The sequence below is a fragment of the Pseudaeromonas sp. HNCC25DJ180 genome (assembly GCF_055413345.1).
This window is the reverse complement of the sequence record NZ_JBVAYF010000020.1, coordinates 24323-40886: the sequence shown is the minus strand read 5'-3', so window position 1 is coordinate 40886 and position 16564 is coordinate 24323. Positions and strand designations below refer to the sequence as shown.

Below are 16564 nucleotides of genomic sequence, written 5' to 3'. Positions count from 1 at the left end.
GCTATAAAGAGAAGACCATGCGCCTAGCCCTCCAGCAAACTCTACTCCTGTGCGGCATGCTGCTTCTTTTGTGCGCTTGTCAAAGCCCCAACGGCAACCAGGCCAGCCACTCCCGCCTCGGTTCGGCGGAGGAGGTGCGCTCGGCGCTGTTTGCCCAATATGATGAGTGGCAAGGAGTACCCTATCGCCCGGGAGGGCAGAGCAAGCGCGGCGTGGACTGCTCCGGCTTCGTCCAACTCACCTTTCGCGAACGCTTTGGGCTGCAGTTACCCCGCGACACCCGCGGCCAATCCACCCTAGGCGCGCCCATCTCCAACCGTGGCCTGCAACCGGGGGATCTGCTCTTCTTCAAGACAGGCCGGCGTAGTCAGCACGTGGGGATCTTCATTCAGGATGGGCAATTCCTGCATGCCTCCACCAGCAAGGGGGTCATCATCTCCGACATGGAGAACCCCTACTGGCAACAGACCTACTGGCAATCCCGCCGACTGGGGGAATAACCGCTACGCCATGAGCCGCAGGCCTCTCTCATGCATAAAAAAATCCCCCTCAAACGAGGGGGATTTTTTATTTAGCCTGTAACCGACTAGCCCAGCCAGACCCGCGCATTGCGGAACATCCGCAACCAGGGGCTGTTCTCGCCCCACTCGTCCGGATGCCAGGAGTTGGCCACGGTACGCATCACTCGCTCAGGGTGCGGCATCATGATGGTGACACGCCCATCACGGGTGGTCAGACCCGTGATCCCGGCCGGTGAACCATTCGGGTTGAAGGGGTAACGCTCGGTCTGCACTCCGTAGTTGTCCACGAAGCGAACCGCTATGGTGCCACTGGCCTGAATGGCCCCCAGGTGCTGCACATCACGCACCTCGACCCGACCTTCACCGTGGGAGACGGCGATCGGCATGCGGGATCCCGCCATGCCGGAGAAGAACAGGGAAGGTGACTCCTGTACCTCGACCAGGCTGAAGCGCGCCTCGAAACGTTCGGATTCATTGCGCACGAAACGTGGCCACAGATCGGCACCGGGGATCAGATCCCGCAGGTTGGACATCATCTGGCAACCGTTACACACGCCCAGAGCAAAGGTGTCGTTGCGGTGGAAGAAGCGTTCGAACTCATCACGTGCCCGGTTATTGAACAGCACGGACTTGGCCCAACCTTCCCCAGCCCCCAAGACGTCACCGTAGGAGAAGCCGCCACAAGCTGCCACCCCTTGGAAATCGTTCAGGTTGAGACGGCCACTGAGGATATCGCTCATGTGGACATCGACACAGCTGAATCCGGCGCGATCGAAAGCGGCGGCCATCTCGTTTTGCGAGTTGACGCCCTGCTCACGCAGAATAGCCACCTTGGGGTGTATGCCCTTGGCGATGTAAGGCGCCGCCACATCCTGCTCCAGGTTGAAGCTCAGATGGGCATGCAGACCCGGATCCTTGACATCAGACTTGGCCTTGAACTCACTGTCAGCACAGGCAGGATTGTCGCGCAGTGCCTGCATCTTGTGGGTGGTTTCCGCCCACAGCGTACGGAAGTGGACGCGAGATTCATTGATCAGGTCTTGACCATTGCGGGTGAAGCGAATGGCATCATCCTGATTCAGCTTACCGATCACATAAGTACAAGCCGCCAGGCCATGACCAGCCAGCAGGGTAAGCACCTCTTCCTTGTCCTCACGACGCACCTGCAGCACGGCACCCAGCTCTTCGGTGAAGAGCACCGCCAGATCGTCACTCCCCAGCTGATCCAGGGCTATGGTCACCCCAGTCTTACCGGCGAAGGCCATCTCGGTCAGGGTGGCAAACAAGCCACCATCGGAGCGGTCGTGATAGGCCAACAGCTTGCGATCGGCCACCAGCGCCTGAATGGCGTTGAAGAAGGCCTTGATCTGGGCCGGGTTGTCCACATCCGGCGCCTGTTGCCCCAGCTGCTTGTAAACCTGAGCCAGGCAAGAGGCGCCGAGGCGATTCTGGCCATTACCCAGATCAATGAGCAGCAGATCGGTTTCGCCCAGATCGCTACGCAGTTGCGGGGTGACGGTATTGCGCACATCTTCCACGCGGGCGAAGGCACTGATGATGAGTGACAAGGGGGCAATGACCTCGCGCTGCTCACCATCCTGCTCCCAGCGGGTCTTCATGGACATGGAGTCCTTACCGACGGGTACGGTGAGCTCCAGCTCGGGGCAAAGTTCTTCACCCACCGCTTTCACCGCCTCATAGAGGCCAGCATCTTCACCAGGGTGACCGGCGGCGGCCATCCAGTTGGCGGAGAGCTTGACGCGTTTGAGATCGCCGATATGAGCAGGAGCCAGGTTGGTCAGGGCTTCGGCCACCGCCAGACGAGCCGAGGCACCGTAGTTCAGCAGCGCCACAGGTGTGCGCTCGCCCATGGACATGGCTTCACCGGCATAGGTGTCATATGACGCGGCAGTGACGGCACAGTCGGCAACTGGCACCTGCCAGGGGCCCACCATCTGATCCCGGGTCACCAAACCGGTTACGGTACGGTCACCTATGGTGATGAGGAACGTCTTCTCCGCCACGGTAGGCAGGCGCATGATGCGTTCGGCCGCATCCTTAGGCGTTACTGAGTCCAGGTTCAGGGGCTCACCCTGGGCCTGGAGGCTCTTAACGTTACGATGCATCTTGGGCGCCTTGCCCAACAGTACATCCAGCGGCAGATCGATGGGCTGATTGCCAAAGTGACGATCTGCCAGCACCAGCTGACGTTCGGCGGTCGCTTCACCAATCACCGCATACTGGGCCCGTTCACGACGGCACAGCTCTTCAAACTTGGCCAGTTGACCCGGTGCCACGGCCAGGACATAGCGCTCCTGAGACTCGTTACACCAGATCTCCAGCGGGCTCATCCCTGGCTCATCGTTCGGCACGTCACGCAGCTCGAAGCGACCACCGCGACCACCATCATTCACCAGCTCAGGCATGGCGTTGGATAGACCACCGGCGCCCACATCGTGAATGAAGAGGATGGGGTTATCATCACCCATCTGCCAGCAGCGATCGATCACCTCCTGGCAGCGGCGTTCCATCTCGGGGTTTTCCCGCTGGACGGAGGCAAAATCCAGATCTTCGGCTGACTGACCAGAGGTCATGGAGGACGCGGCACCGCCACCCAGACCTATGTTCATGGCCGGGCCACCGAGCACAATCAGCTTGGCACCCACAGTGATCTCGCCCTTTTGCACATGTTCAGTGCGGATGTTACCCAAGCCACCCGCCAACATGATGGGCTTGTGATAGCCACGGATCTCGACGCCGTTGTGGCTGGCCACCTGCTCTTCATAGGTACGGAAGTAACCCAGAATATTCGGACGACCAAACTCGTTGTTGAATGCCGCGGCCCCCAACGGCCCTTCCAGCATGATCTCCAAGGCGTCGACGATACGACCCGGCTTGCCAAAGTTGGTTTCCCAAGGCTGCTCATAACCAGGAATGCGCAAGTTGGAGACAGAGAAACCGCACATGCCCGCCTTGGGCTTGGAGCCGCGACCAGTTGCGCCTTCATCACGGATCTCACCGCCGGAGCCGGTGGCGGCACCCGGATAGGGAGAAATGGCGGTTGGGTGGTTGTGAGTCTCCACCTTCATCAGAATGTCGATGGACTCCTGATGGTATTCATATTCGCCAGTCTCCGGGCTCGGGAAGAAACGACCCGCTTCGGAGCCCACCATGACGGCGGCGTTATCTTTATAGGCAGAGAGCACATAGTCACTGTGCAACTCATAGGTGTTCTTGATCATCTTGAACAGCGACTTGGGCTGCTCAACACCATCTATGGTCCAATCGGCATTGAAGATCTTGTGACGGCAATGCTCGGAGTTGGCCTGGGCGAACATGTAGAGTTCGATATCGTTGGGGTTGCGTCCCAGTTTGTTGAAGCTGGCCACCAGATAGTCGATCTCATCATCAGCCAGAGCCAGGCCCAGCTTGATGTTGGCCTCTTCCAGTGCCTCACGCCCCCCACCCAGTACATCCACCTCGGTATGAGGTGCTGGAGTATGATGAGAGAAAAGAGCTTCTGCGGCAGCCAGTTCAGAGAACACCACCTCCATCATGCGATCATGCAGCTGGCCGGACACCAGCTTGCGCTGCTCGACGGTAAGCTCGGGGGCATCTATATAGTAGGCAATCCCCCGCTCCAGCCGCAGTATCTGCTCCAGACCGCAATTATGGGCAATATCAGTCGCCTTGGAGGACCAAGGCGAGATGGTGCCGGGACGCGGGGTCACGAGGAAGAGCAAGCCTTGGGGAGCATGCTCGGCTATGGTCGGACCATAAGTCAGCAGTTTGCCCAGAGTTACTCGAGCTTCGTCAGTCAACGGCGCATCAAGATCTGCAAAGTGTACGAATTCGGCATACACGTCCCGGATGGGCAAGCCCATATCTTCAAAGCTTCGCAGCAGTTTGCTGACACGAAAGCCGGATAACGCGGGCGCTCCTCGTAAGATTTCCATTTTGCCAATTCTCACAATGTTGAAGGGGGGGAATGTGGAAGTGGGCGTATTATAGGAATCGCCCCGTGTGATGTCGACCGCAAAGAGCAACGTTTTATTGGCTTTATCCGCCGGCTGCCCTAGAACAAGCCGCGGCAACCCAAGCGATAAGATTTTAGAACAAAATGTTTATTTTCAATTGATTAACAACAGACACAAACCATGAATGCCACACCTGGCACAGGCTACAGCCCTCATTTCCCACCTCCCGTTCATCCCGCCCCGCGGCATGGTAGAAAACCTGGCTCAGCCAGGGCTGAAATCTGCTGTTTTATCAGCCATAATTGAGGTGGACAGGGAGATTTTATCTGCATTATTAGCAAGTTGTCTGTAATGACTGGTTATGATAGCGTTACCAGCTGTAAGCCATTGAGTTTGGCTAGAGGAAGATATTATGATCCGTAGAAAGCGATTCATTGCAAAAAAACGTCAACTCAACCGGGCACCTAACCGCCGCAGCGCCCTCTCCCGCATCAAGCGCAAGATCCGCCAACGGCACCATGTGTTGTTTAGCGTTCAGAGCCACTAGATAGTAGCGTCATCACTGCGCGCGACACGCGCCAAGAGTAAGTGGCGGGATCACTCCCGCCATCCTCTCACCGCACTGAACGTGCCGTTCCGCATACGGTGGTTCATGTCAACGCTGGAGCTATCGATCCAATTCCAACTGCGATACCAGCCCCAACTTTCTAACCCGAGTTTCAGGGGCCGTCTTATTCCAGCTCATCCAGCAGTATGTTCATCACCACGGAGATAGCGGCCTACCTTGTGGCAAGCCACTCTCACGCTCCCCTAACTCTCACTGGCAATAAGTTGCTGATAACCTTCCGCATCCAATAGCGCATCCAGTTCATCCAAATCGGCGAGCCTGATGCGAAATAGCCAACCGGCACCATAAGGATCATGATTTATCATCTCGGGAGCGGCCTCAAGTTCATCATTAACCGCCACCACCTCGCCTGAGACGGGAGCAAAGATATCAACCGCCGTCTTCACCGACTCCGCCACGGCACAATCCTCTCCTGCGCTCAAGGCAGACCCTAATTCAGGCAGCTCGACAAAGACCATGTCACCCAACAGCCTCTGAGCATGAGCCGTGATACCAATAACCGCTTCACCCTCTCCCTCCAATCGCACCCATTCATGAGAGGTAGTAAAACGCAACTCGCTAGGGATATGATTCATCTGATATTCCTCTCTCACCCATGGCATGGCCACTGATACACGCATATAGCCAGTGTAGACAGCACAACCCCACCCCATACAAAGCTTTCACTCATTTCTTGAGATGGCTGGCAAAAACAGACGATGGCTACAACCTAGCAAAAAAGTCGCCTCTAACTGGAGCCCATCCCACCATTTGCTCTATGGTTAATGCATGAGTCTTGATGAGCCAGATCACTATCTTCTATGGTGCTGGGCCGTCAGCTGGATCTGCCGGGAGCCCTATGCTGCATAAACCATGCTTTATCAGCTTACGAACGCAAATTACAGGGGGCGCCCTGTTGCTGCTCATTGCCTGGTCGGTGACTCAGGGCCTCTGGCTATATCCGGAAATTAAACAACAAAAGGAACGCCAGCAAAGAGAGCTCAGTGAGCAGACACTGGCGCAACTCTCTTGGGACTCTATGCAGCATATTAAGAAACTATTGCAGGATACCCCAGAGAGCGAATGGCGAGAAAACCAGGAAACGAGTTCAGCTTGGCTGTCTCAGCATCACGTGCTCCAGATCGAATGGCGCAAGCAGCCAAAGGGGAACGCCAATACCTATACCCAGGCCACCAACGACGGACTTAATATCAACTATCCTGAGCTATCACCCCGGCTGTCTTGCCTGGGCTCTTGTGCTTTGTGGTTCAGCGTGTTCAAACACCAAAGTGGCTCAGTGGATGAAGTGCTCGTACAAAGCTCACTCGAACCACTTCTGGCACAATTATCAGCGCAAGGAATCATTGCGGTCATCCAACCCAAAAGAATGGCTGAACAGCTAGAATCAACCCTGACTGCCTTCCTCCAAGCTGTACCAGACTCAGGTCAGAATAGCTCGATTTCAGCAATTCCCCCCTCTGTGAAGGCTGCAGTACAGCCCGCCCCCCCAGTGCAGGATGGCAATCGACTCAGCTATCAGGGCCAGAGCTATCAGATCTGGGAGCGTCAATTGAGCGGTTCTCCCCATTCACTCGCCCCTGCGACCGACTCCGCGGCTTGGGCTGTTTTTTTTACGCCTGAACCCTCGGTAAGCATGGGGGAATTGCTTGAGCGCATGACTCACTCTTGGAGCCTGATCTTCCCTCTGCTTCTGTTGCTCTTGGCTACGGTGATCGATGCCACTTGGGGTAAACGAGTTCGCAACCTGCAAGCTCTGCTCGGAACAGCTGCCCCCGCCCAGACGACGACCACAGGGGGTATCGGTGATGAGATGACTAACATAAAGAGCCATGTCACCACACTCAATCTGCAAATGGCAGAAAAAGAGAGCGCTTTGGATACCCAATCCAGCGAATTAAGACAACAGACGCTGCTTGATCCGCTGACTGGCTTATACAATCGCCAGTGTTTCATGTTCGAACTCAATCGGGTCATCGCTAACCAACAGCGAAATAGTTCACTACTGAGTTTGATATTGCTGGATGTTAATGAATTCAAGCGGATTAATACGGTTCTAGGCCTCCAGCAAGGCGATCTCTTACTGCAACAGTTGGCCCAACGGATGCGTCATCTACTCAGGGAAAGCGATCTGCTCTGCCGCTTCAATGGGGATTTATTCGCCATATTGACCAGTGACATACAACACAAAGAGAATATTCACATCTTGATGAGCAAGTTGCTTTCCCAACTACAGCAACCGCTGGAACTTGGCGCAACTCAGCATCGACTACAATTTTCGGCAGGCATAGTCCTTATCCAAAAATGCTTTAGCAGTGTCAGCGAATTGCTCACCCAAGCAGAGATAGCCCTGCAAGAAGCCAAGAGCCAAGGCCATAATCGCTATCAACTGTTCACACCCAGCCTGCTGGAAAAATCGGTACGCCACTGTTTTATTGCCAAGCAATTTCCTCAAGCTTTGCTCAGTGGCCAACTTAGTCTGCATTTTCAACCTATCTATGATCTGGCTCGAGGCAGCATAGTCGGACTGGAAGCCTTTACTCGCTGGCATCACCCCCAAGAGGGATATATCACCCCCAGTGAATTTATCCCTATTCTGGAGGAGAGCACGTTATCCTTAACGTGGGGGGATTGGGTTTTGGAACAAGCACTGGGACAGCTCTATCAACTGGATAGAATCGGTCATGCTGGACTACAAATCACCATCAATCTCACCACTCAGCAGCTATTTGCACCCAGCTTACCCCAGGTGTTAGCGCGCCTAACCCTGGCCTATCACATCATGCCTAACCGGATCATTCTCGAACTGAACGAAGCCCCCCTGATCTGCGATTACAAACAGGCTCATGCCCTGATGCTGTCGCTCCATGAGGCTGGCTACCTTCTCTCCTTGGACAATTTTGGCACTGGCTACTCAGCCTTGAGCTATCTCCATCGCCTGCCATTTGATTACATCAAGTTAGCATCAGCTTTCACGCTAAAGATGATCGACAGTGATATTGACCGACAGCTTGTCGGCTCGATCTTGCAGCTGAGTCATGCTCAAGGGAAGAAGGTCGTCGGGGAGCGAGTGGAAAATGCCTTGCAATCAAGCTTATTGCAGGAGCTGGGGTGCGACCAACTACAGGGCTATCTGATTAGCCACCCCCTGAGTGAATGTGATTTAGCTAGCCAACTTTCGGCCCTGGCATGCAAATTCAGTAAGCAGTCCCATGCGCGGCACCACCCCTAACGTCCGGGAAAAACGCAGGCTAACGCGCCAAGTTTGGTAGTTCGCCGGTTAATCCCATGGCGCGACGAATACAGGCTTGCTTCACTGGAGCCATGGTATCAGCCCCTTGCAACGCCAGGCCTCTGAGTAGTTTTTGCCAGGGCGCCGCCCCTGCAAATAGATGTTTGAAACCCTCCATCAAAGCCAACATTTGCAGTGCCTCACTCTTTCGCCAACGAGCATAGCGGTCGAAAACCTGAGTGGAACGAGCTAACCGCCCCTGTTGCTGCAAGGTCAGTATCGTTTCTAACAAGGCCGCGGCATCCATCAAGCCCAGATTAACGCCTTGGCCTGCCAGAGGATGGATGGTATGGGCCGCATCCCCTACCAGAATGCATCCCTCTTTCACCACTTCTCTAGCATATCGAGCCTGTAGCGTAAATGCAGCCCGCTCCCCCTGTAACTCAACAGGCCCTAAACGGGAATCAAACGCGGCGGTCAACTGATGAGCAAACTGTGTGGCCGGTGCCGCCAGTAACTCGGCTGCGCGTTCAGGTCTCACCGACCAAACCACAGAGCACAAATTTGGCATCCACAAGGGTAGAAAAGCCAGCGGTCCCTCAGGGGTAAAGATTTGCCGCGCGCAATTCTGGTGCGGCTCACCCGTTGTTACGGTCGCCACAACCGCGGTATGCCCGTAGTCCCAGCTACTCATCGGAAAATCAAAATGGTGGCGTAGAGCAGAGTGAGCGCCATCTGCCGCAATCACCCAACTTGCCAATAGTTGTTGTTCTCCCGTTAGCTGCAGCACGGTCCCCTGGTCACCCCTGACACACTGAGTCAGGGTCGAGGGAGCTATCACAGTGACCTCGCTCCCCGCCAACTGCTGCCAAAGCGCGGCAATTACCGCCTGGTTGTCCACTATGTGGCCCAGATGTGGCTGTAAGACCATACCGGCCTGCATCTCAAGGTGCGCAAAACTATCCTGCTCCCACACCTGCATTCGATCATAGGCTTGCTTACGACTGATATTCTGCCACGCTCCCAGCTGGCGCAAGAATCGCTCGCTGGCCATGTTCAGGGCACTGACGCGAAGAGGAGCCGATGGTGTAAGGTGGGATGGATCCTCTTGTGCAATCAGGGCAACCTTTAACCCACTCTGTTTCAATCCGACGGCCACGGCCAAACCAACCATGCCACCACCGACGATCGCAATATCAACTATTTTCATGACGCTCGCATTCCCAGCGCCTGCTCGGCGAACCACTGCTTGAAAAAGGAAGAACGATTCATGGCCCCCAGCAACAGAGACCGCCCCATGCTCACCGAGGGAATCGAGGTGGCAAACAAGCGCGCTAAACTCGAGGTCATACTGATAGTTCGCAACACGTCCGCCTCCCGCCCATGGGCATAGGTTTGCAACAATGCTAATGCACCTGGATCTTGTTCAACACACCAGCCTGCTTGCAGAGTGCATACTAGTTGAGCGATATCGCGAACCGCCAGGTTAAATCCCTGCCCCGCCACAGGATGTAACAGATGAGCCGCATTACCAATCAACAGCGTACGATGCCGATAAATCTCTTGAGCATGTCGCAGGACCAGGGGATAGAGATGACGCTCACCCACTTCGCTAAAACGCCCCGCACGAAAACCAAATTCCCGTTGTAAACGCGCAATGAAGGCCTCGTCGCTCAGTTGTTGGCACTCACGCGCGGCGGCGTGAGGCTGACTCCATACCAGAGAAAGACGCCGATCTGTCATCGGCAATAAGGCGATGGGGCCTCCTGCGGTAAATCGTTCCCAAGCCCTTCCGATCGGCAGAGCAGAAGCCCGCACATTCGCGACCACGGCACTCTGTTCATAGGGCTCCTCATGCACAGGTATCTGCAATTGCTCGCGCCATTGCGAGTGCCCCCCATCCGCTAACAACAGGAGGCGCGCCTGATACTGTTGCTCAGGCGTGGACAGCTCCACACACTCAGAACGTAGCGTCAATTGCGCCAGGCGCGATGGCGCAACCAGGTCAATGGCCGGACACTGCTGAATTCGACGATAGAGCGCCAGACCGACCTGTTGCAACTCAACCACACACCCCAGATGCGGTAGCTGATACTCTTCCGAGCTCAACTCGACACGTCCAAAATGAGTTTGGTCACTAACATGAATGGAGGTGATCGGAGAGAAGGCGTGACTAAATGCCGGCCATAACCCTAAAGAGGTAAGAACACGCTCGCTGCCATATGACAGGGCTATCGACCTGGCATCAAAACCAGGATGGTGGCCAAAATTGGGCGTTTGGGCCTCCAATAACAAGATGCGCGGTGCTCGTCCACCCGTTGCGTTCAAGGTAGCCAAGGCCAGAGCCAATGTAGCGCCCACCATGCCCCCACCAACAATTGCAAAATCATATTGTTGCATTCAGCGCAGCCCAGCCAGATGTTGAGACACACAACCCTATGTCTGACAGCACAACAGAGTCACCGCATTCACTCATAGCACAACAAAGAGCCCTAACTACTTGCTAGTGCAGCGTGGGCTTCTTATCGGGCTGCGGATGCTGCCCAAACTCTTCAAACGCCATCATGACCCCCAGCTTCATATGCTCATACAAAACATAAAATGAGGCCTCGTTTTCACTATCCTCTTCGAGTTCAACTTCCAGCTGAGTGATGTTACTGATATCACCCAACATCTCTTGCAACTCTTCAGACGCTTTACTTAAATCCTGTTGCATGACCGCAAATCCGGCTAAAAAAGCCTGGGCCCAATCACATACCGCAATCAACTGCTCCTCCAGGGTCACATCCTCTTCGGGCAACAGTAATTCAATACCCGCTTGATCAATGAGCCCAGCCAACGTGGCATTGAACAGCTCGAGTAACCACTCAGTTACCGCTGCAGGCATGGGGTGGCCATCATTAACCAATTCGAAAAACTCAGACAACCACTCATCGCGCTGCACACTGCAGCCACCACATAACAGCCCCGTCAGGACCCCATGTATTTCTGCTGGTGTTGCCATGACTTCATGGGCGTCAAGCAAATCACTAGCTGTAATATATTGATTCAATACTTCGCTACTCATTCCGGCGACCTTATCCAGTACAAGAAATCAGCAATAACTGCCTGTAAAAACTCAGATCCTAGCACTTGCCTCCGCTTACAACCAGCAGCCCCTTGAAAGTTGCAGATCTGCGCTATATAGTCCCCCCTTATTGAGGCAGGCCACCTAAGATACAGCCAGATACATTGAGGAATGCATGACCACCGAGATTGAAGCTGTAGAGATCAACATCATGGGGCGTGTTTACAAACTCTCCTGCCAACTTGGTCAAAGTGCCGCGTTGCGCACCGCAGCCGACGAATTGAACGATACGCTGGGGCAAATGCGCCAACGTTCACGCAGCAGTAATAATGAACAATTGGCAGTCATGGCCGCCTTGAATTTTTGTCATGAGCTGGCACTTGAAAAAGACAAGAATCGGCAATATTCTGAAACTATGGATCAACGCATCAGAATGCTGCAGACTACAATTGAAGAGGCACTGCAAGAGCAAGGCAGACTGTTGCGGCGCTAACCAAGCACAGATTAGATTATGGTAATTACCCTGGGGTGTGCGTCAGCGGGTTTAAGTCCCTGAGCCGATATTTACACCTTAGGAAGTCGCCTTCCGACTATTGTGCATGCTCGGCTTGTACCGAGAAGCCTGCGGTTGGAGTCAGATTTCCGCCTTGGACCTTAGGGTTCAAGGGCCACGACCTGTAACGGCATCACCGGGGTTCCACCATGCAAAACCGTCAGCAAATACGGCAAGTTATCCGAAGCCGCAGGCAACAGATATCGCCAGAGCAACAAACCTCCGCCAGCCAAATCCTGATAGAACAATTCAAGCAACACCCACTCATCTCTCGAGCCGAGCGCATCGCACTCTATCTGGCAACAGATGGTGAACTCGATACCAGCCCAGTCATCGAATGGTGTTGGCAACAGCATATTGCAGTCTGCTTACCCGTGTTACACCCCTTCAGTAAAGGACACCTGCTCTTCTTACACTTCACCGCAGATAGTCCCATGAGTACCAATCGGTTTGGGATTATCGAACCTCAGCTAAATTGTCAGCAGATCGTTCCCCTATCCACCATAGATATCATCTGTACACCACTGGTCGCCTTTGATCAGCAGGGAAACCGTTTAGGTATGGGGGGAGGCTTCTATGACCGCACCCTCACTCAATGGCACCACCAGCGCTTGGGCCCCTATCCCATAGGACTGGCGCATGACTGCCAAGAAGTGGACGCGGTTCCAACCGAACATTGGGATGTACCCTTACCGGAAATCTTGACGCCTACCCGCCGTCTACACTGGCCAAGCTGAAACTGCAGCTGTCTGCGCTCGCCATCTTCGCTATAATCTGCGCACAGCAAAACAGCAGGAGATGCATGTGACTCAAGATGAGATGAAAAAAGCAGTCGGTTGGGCCGCGTTGGCTTATGTAGAAGCGAATACAGTTGTGGGAGTTGGGACAGGTTCAACAGTCAACCACTTTATCGATGCCTTGGCCAGTATCAAGGATCAAATCAAGGCTGCTGTATCCAGCTCAGTCGCCTCAACCGAGCGTCTTAAAGCCATAGGTATCCCTGTTGTTGATCTCAACGATATTGAGCAACTAGATGTCTACGTCGATGGTGCAGATGAAATAAATGGCCAGATGGAGATGATCAAAGGGGGGGGCGCGGCACTAACCAGAGAAAAAATTGTTGCTGCCGTCGCCACAAAATTCATCTGTATTGCCGATCAGAGCAAGGTAGTCGATGTCTTGGGTAACTTTCCCTTACCTGTAGAGGTGATCCCCATGGCTCGTGAGTATGTGGCAAGAGAGCTGCGTAGCCTAGGGGGAAATCCCGTATTTCGTGTTGGCATCACCACTGATAATGGCAATCAGATCCTGGATGTTCATGGTCTGCACATCACAGAAGCCAAAGCCCTCGAAACTAAAATCAATAACATTGTTGGGGTTGTCACCGTAGGGCTGTTTGCGCAACGCGGCGCCGATGTGCTGCTCGTTGGCTCAAGTACGGGTGTTCAAACCACCACAAACTAACCGAAAAAAGATGGCCCACGTTTTATGTGGGCCATCTTCAATTCCATTCAGTGAAAGCACTCATGAATCTTGTGCTATTCCCGCCTTCAAAAACGCACACCCCACCATGACGGGTGCGTACGCCAGTAGTAATAGAGGCAAACCCCAGCTCTCACTCTCCATCGCCAAATAAGCTATTGGGAACAGCCACAACCAGTTGATGGCACACAGCAACAAAGTTACATAGAAGTGGCTATCCCAACGCCTGGCCAGGATCTGGTAAGCATGACTCTTATGGGATGAAGGCAGAATGGATAGGCCACAGACAACACGGGTAACCAGTGTCCAGCCACTATCTACCACAAAAACGCCCATCAAGATTAACCAGACCCACAGATTGATCGGGGTATCCGCAGCAAGATACAACCCCAACACACTGATAAATAACCCGAGAAAACTGCTCCCGCCATCCCCCATCAGGATCCGAGCTGGAGGCCAATTCCAAGCTAGAAACCCCAAAATAGGCGCACAAACGAGAATCAGCGGCACACTCCACTGTAATTCGTCAGAAATGGCCAAGAGACAAGCGGCAGCAAATACCATGATGAAAGCTTGGCAGGCCACCAAACCATCCACCTCATTCATTACTGTGCTCAGATTGATTGAGCCAACCAGCAATAATACCAGCAGCGGTAACCACCAGCCGGTGAGATAGACATAGCCGTCAAAGATAATGACAATCAGGTCCCGATTGTACCAAGTTAATGCCAATACGGCGGCAATAACCTGCAAGCCAAGTCGAACCCATAGAGACTGGGGACGAAGATCATTCGCCAAACTAGCCAGCAGTAAAAATAACCCCGAAAAACAGAGGCTCCGAGCCACCGCAATATCAATTAAGTGATAGCGATACATCACGAGATTCAGGGTAATGGTGGCAATTGCCAGCGCTATCCCCCCCCCTCGAGGCACAGGTTCAAGATGGTGATGCCGAAATTCAGGGATTGCCAACGCATGGCGCCATAAGGCATAGCGACGGGCGATCCCCGTCAGGGCAAAACAGAATACAAAAAAAGAGAGAAAATAGGTCATCATAACAAGATCGACTCACCACGCCTCAACAAACAGCATTAATAACAGACCAACGCCAAGTAGCTGCATACTACGTGATTTAACCGCCGACTGCACCCGCAAGCTTGCTAACGGCATGGCCTCCACTTCAGCCATGCCGGTGATCCTATTAACGGGTACTTGCCTTGCTAGCTGAGATAGCGCCAGATGAGCCATGCTCACTCTGCTCCTGTCCAGTTTTAGGCTGGATAACAGGGTAGAAAAATGGATCGCCAGGATACAGCCGCTTGGCTTCAATCAACAACTGCTCCGCCTCCGCATGGCGCCCTAACCGCTCCAACGCCAGCCTCATATTGTGATACACATTGGCTCTGGGTGTCGTATGGATAAATGCGGTCCCCCAATTCACATAGGCCTCGAGCTCATGGCCTGCGTTGCTTTGCAATGCCAGTATCAAGCGCAATGTCATCACATCGAATTCAACTCGAGTAAGCCAAGGCAGCGGGTTAAGAACATCCATCAGCAGTTGGGGTTGGGGCGTTTGGCTGCGCTCATACTTGGTCACCAACCAAGCTGTCTGCAGGCCAGTCGCCATATAACCAACCACCAAGACAACAACCCCTATGGCTATACTCCGGAGCAGTAACCAGTAGGGAAAAGGATAACTGCATATGCCGACCTCAGCCTCTTCATCGGCAAACCAAAACACAAGCATCAATACCACCCAATGAAGCAGCGAGTGGTAGAGCGGGTACTCGGTCTGGGTATGCAGTAAGATAGGTAGCGCCAAGGCCAACAACGCCAGCCATTTGCCTCTGCCGGCCACATAAAGGGAGCGACCATAACCACAGAGCAAGGTGACCAAGCCCAAGAGGGCCACAACGCCCCCCTCCACGGCCCAATAGAGGGTCTCGTTATGAGGGTGATCCAGATTTTGCTCCATAATCGGCATGCCATCATGCCAATTTCCAGGCGCATAGAAATGGTGTACGAACGTATATTCAAAGCCACCATATCCCCAGCCCAGCCAGGGTTTGAGTAAGAACATCTCAATAGCCTTCGGCCAATATACCCAGCGCATCCCCGCCTGCTGATACGCGGCCAAATCCCGGCCTCCCCCCATCCAATGCTGACTGACCACGGCCACGATAATTCCGGCCAGCAGCGCAGCCAACGCCCAACCAGCCAACCGGCTAGAGTGGCGCCACAACATGGGCCAGAGTATCAAAGCAGCCAGCACCGCCCCCAGATGACCTATCCGCGAAGCAATTACCAACAGAAGCAACGAGCAGCTGACCAGAGTTGCCAGACAGAGCCACAATCGCCAGCTATGGCGCTCAACCAAGGGGTCATGACGCAGCAAATAAAGCGCCAATGCCACCCCAGTAGCCAAGAAACTGGCCAACACATTGAATTGCTGGAATATGCCATAGGGACGATTTACTGTCGTGTTGTAGCCAATCCAGTTCCCGGCTGCCAGCAGGTAGTACTGGGTCAAGGCAAAGAGTGCCTCGATAAACACTGAGCCCACGACCAGATAGAGCAAGACATACCGCTGCTGCCGACTAAAGCGACACTGCAGCAGAGCAAAATAAAATAACAAGCCACCAACCAGTGCAAACAACTTAGGCAAGGCCAGATCTCGCCACTGGGGCTGGGTATAGAGGACCGGCAAGATCAGCAGCAAAGCACCAGCCCAGAGCAGCAGATGGCTGTGGCTGAGCCGTAAGGCTCCCTGCTGCGTCACCAACCAAAATCCTGTCGCAATCAATATGGCGACGAAGATCCAGCCCACCATATTAAACGGCAGGGATAACCCCGAACCGCCTGGGTTATGCATGAAAAAATGCGCACCCAGCAGAACATACAGTGCAAAGACAATCACAAAAAACTGAGTTAAGCGATTCGAGGAACCCATTGAACTTTTACCATCCCTGCATTCATTGGTTGTGAATATAGCGTAGTGCTACCGTCAACCGTCAACCTTCATTGCGCATCATATCGGTGACTCTTCGGCAGACTCACCGTCACTACCGTTAGCACGACAACTGATAACGAGCCAACAGGCCTACAAC

13 protein-coding genes and 1 other RNA gene are annotated in these 16564 nt (G+C 53.9%); 7 read left to right on the top strand and 7 right to left on the bottom strand.

The window, feature by feature from the left end:
* Positions 1-17: 17 nt before the first annotated feature.
* A complete protein-coding gene (locus ACZYTD_RS16125; protein ID WP_463893587.1) occupies positions 18-500 on the top strand; it encodes an NlpC/P60 family protein in 483 nt (160 codons plus the stop codon).
* Positions 501-586: 86 nt separating this feature from the next.
* Here the strand turns inward: ACZYTD_RS16125 and purL are convergent, their stop codons facing one another.
* Complete coding sequence (gene purL, locus ACZYTD_RS16120) at positions 587-4477, bottom strand: phosphoribosylformylglycinamidine synthase (RefSeq protein ID WP_463893586.1); 3891 nt, start codon at positions 4475-4477, stop codon at positions 587-589.
* Positions 4478-4910: 433 nt separating this feature from the next.
* Here purL and ACZYTD_RS16115 point away from each other — a divergent pair, with 433 nt between their 5' ends.
* Positions 4911-5045: a hypothetical protein gene (locus ACZYTD_RS16115; protein WP_463893584.1), complete on the top strand. Its 135-nt coding sequence runs from the start codon at positions 4911-4913 to the stop codon at positions 5043-5045.
* A gap of 263 nt (positions 5046-5308) precedes the next feature.
* Here the strand turns inward: ACZYTD_RS16115 and gcvH are convergent, their stop codons facing one another.
* Positions 5309-5701: a glycine cleavage system protein GcvH gene (gene gcvH, locus ACZYTD_RS16110; RefSeq protein WP_463893583.1), complete on the bottom strand. Its 393-nt coding sequence runs from the start codon at positions 5699-5701 to the stop codon at positions 5309-5311.
* Between the two features lie 263 nt (positions 5702-5964).
* Between gcvH and ACZYTD_RS16105 the strand changes: the two genes are divergently transcribed.
* Positions 5965-8355, top strand: coding sequence for a putative bifunctional diguanylate cyclase/phosphodiesterase (locus tag ACZYTD_RS16105; RefSeq protein ID WP_463893582.1), 2391 nt, complete (start codon positions 5965-5967; stop codon positions 8353-8355).
* Positions 8356-8374: 19 nt separating this feature from the next.
* Here the strand turns inward: ACZYTD_RS16105 and ACZYTD_RS16100 are convergent, their stop codons facing one another.
* The 3 genes from ACZYTD_RS16100 to ACZYTD_RS16090 all read right to left on the bottom strand — a co-directional run bounded on the left by ACZYTD_RS16100 (position 8375) and on the right by ACZYTD_RS16090 (position 11422).
* Complete coding sequence (locus tag ACZYTD_RS16100) at positions 8375-9565, bottom strand: FAD-dependent monooxygenase (protein WP_463893580.1); 1191 nt, start codon at positions 9563-9565, stop codon at positions 8375-8377.
* Positions 9562-10755 (bottom strand): 2-octaprenyl-6-methoxyphenyl hydroxylase, encoded by a 1194-nt coding sequence (gene ubiH, locus ACZYTD_RS16095; RefSeq protein ID WP_463893579.1) that lies wholly within the window; start codon positions 10753-10755, stop codon positions 9562-9564. The genes ACZYTD_RS16100 and ubiH overlap by 4 nt, the downstream gene beginning before the upstream one ends.
* 103 nt (positions 10756-10858) lie before the next feature.
* Positions 10859-11422, bottom strand: a complete 564-nt coding sequence (locus ACZYTD_RS16090; protein ID WP_463893577.1) for a UPF0149 family protein — start codon at positions 11420-11422, stop codon at positions 10859-10861.
* A 175-nt stretch (positions 11423-11597) separates the two neighbouring features.
* On the opposite strand from ACZYTD_RS16090, the gene zapA reads away from it, so the two are divergent.
* The 4 genes from zapA to rpiA all read left to right on the top strand — a co-directional run bounded on the left by zapA (position 11598) and on the right by rpiA (position 13439).
* Positions 11598-11915, top strand: coding sequence for a cell division protein ZapA (gene zapA / locus ACZYTD_RS16085; protein WP_463893576.1), 318 nt, complete (start codon positions 11598-11600; stop codon positions 11913-11915).
* A 24-nt stretch (positions 11916-11939) separates the two neighbouring features.
* Positions 11940-12122, top strand: a non-coding RNA gene (gene ssrS, locus ACZYTD_RS16080) — 6S RNA.
* A 2-nt stretch (positions 12123-12124) separates the two neighbouring features.
* The gene (locus ACZYTD_RS16075; protein ID WP_463893575.1) at positions 12125-12712 is read left to right on the top strand and encodes a 5-formyltetrahydrofolate cyclo-ligase; all 588 of its coding nucleotides are present in this window, start codon (positions 12125-12127) and stop codon (positions 12710-12712) included.
* Between the two features lie 67 nt (positions 12713-12779).
* Positions 12780-13439 carry a ribose-5-phosphate isomerase RpiA gene (gene rpiA, locus ACZYTD_RS16070; protein WP_463893573.1) on the top strand — a complete coding sequence of 220 codons (660 nt, stop codon included), beginning with the start codon at positions 12780-12782 and terminating at the stop codon, positions 13437-13439.
* A 60-nt stretch (positions 13440-13499) separates the two neighbouring features.
* Here the strand turns inward: rpiA and ACZYTD_RS16065 are convergent, their stop codons facing one another.
* Both ACZYTD_RS16065 and ACZYTD_RS16060 read right to left on the bottom strand, forming a co-directional pair.
* Positions 13500-14510 (bottom strand): MraY family glycosyltransferase, encoded by a 1011-nt coding sequence (locus tag ACZYTD_RS16065; RefSeq protein WP_463893572.1) that lies wholly within the window; start codon positions 14508-14510, stop codon positions 13500-13502.
* A 148-nt stretch (positions 14511-14658) separates the two neighbouring features.
* Positions 14659-16329: a PglL family O-oligosaccharyltransferase gene (locus tag ACZYTD_RS16060; protein WP_463893570.1), complete on the bottom strand. Its 1671-nt coding sequence runs from the start codon at positions 16327-16329 to the stop codon at positions 14659-14661.
* Positions 16330-16564 lie beyond the last annotated feature (235 nt).

Excerpts from the sequence above, each read along its gene's own strand:
- ACZYTD_RS16075 (WP_463893575.1), top strand. The coding sequence starts at position 12,125 with ATGCAAAACCGTCAGCAAATACGGCAAGTTATCCGAAGCCGCAGGCAA.
- ACZYTD_RS16100 (WP_463893580.1), bottom strand. The coding sequence starts at position 9,565 with ATGAAAATAGTTGATATTGCGATCGTCGGTGGTGGCATGGTTGGTTTG.
- ACZYTD_RS16065 (WP_463893572.1), bottom strand. The coding sequence starts at position 14,510 with ATGACCTATTTTCTCTCTTTTTTTGTATTCTGTTTTGCCCTGACGGGG.
- ACZYTD_RS16090 (WP_463893577.1), bottom strand. The coding sequence starts at position 11,422 with ATGAGTAGCGAAGTATTGAATCAATATATTACAGCTAGTGATTTGCTT.
- ACZYTD_RS16105 (WP_463893582.1), top strand. The coding sequence starts at position 5,965 with ATGCTGCATAAACCATGCTTTATCAGCTTACGAACGCAAATTACAGGG.
- purL (WP_463893586.1), bottom strand. The coding sequence starts at position 4,477 with ATGGAAATCTTACGAGGAGCGCCCGCGTTATCCGGCTTTCGTGTCAGC.
- ubiH (WP_463893579.1), bottom strand. The coding sequence starts at position 10,755 with ATGCAACAATATGATTTTGCAATTGTTGGTGGGGGCATGGTGGGCGCT.
- gcvH (WP_463893583.1), bottom strand. The coding sequence starts at position 5,701 with ATGAATCATATCCCTAGCGAGTTGCGTTTTACTACCTCTCATGAATGG.
- ACZYTD_RS16125 (WP_463893587.1), top strand. The coding sequence starts at position 18 with ATGCGCCTAGCCCTCCAGCAAACTCTACTCCTGTGCGGCATGCTGCTT.
- zapA (WP_463893576.1), top strand. The coding sequence starts at position 11,598 with ATGACCACCGAGATTGAAGCTGTAGAGATCAACATCATGGGGCGTGTT.
- ACZYTD_RS16115 (WP_463893584.1), top strand. The coding sequence starts at position 4,911 with ATGATCCGTAGAAAGCGATTCATTGCAAAAAAACGTCAACTCAACCGG.
- ACZYTD_RS16060 (WP_463893570.1), bottom strand. The coding sequence starts at position 16,329 with ATGCATAACCCAGGCGGTTCGGGGTTATCCCTGCCGTTTAATATGGTG.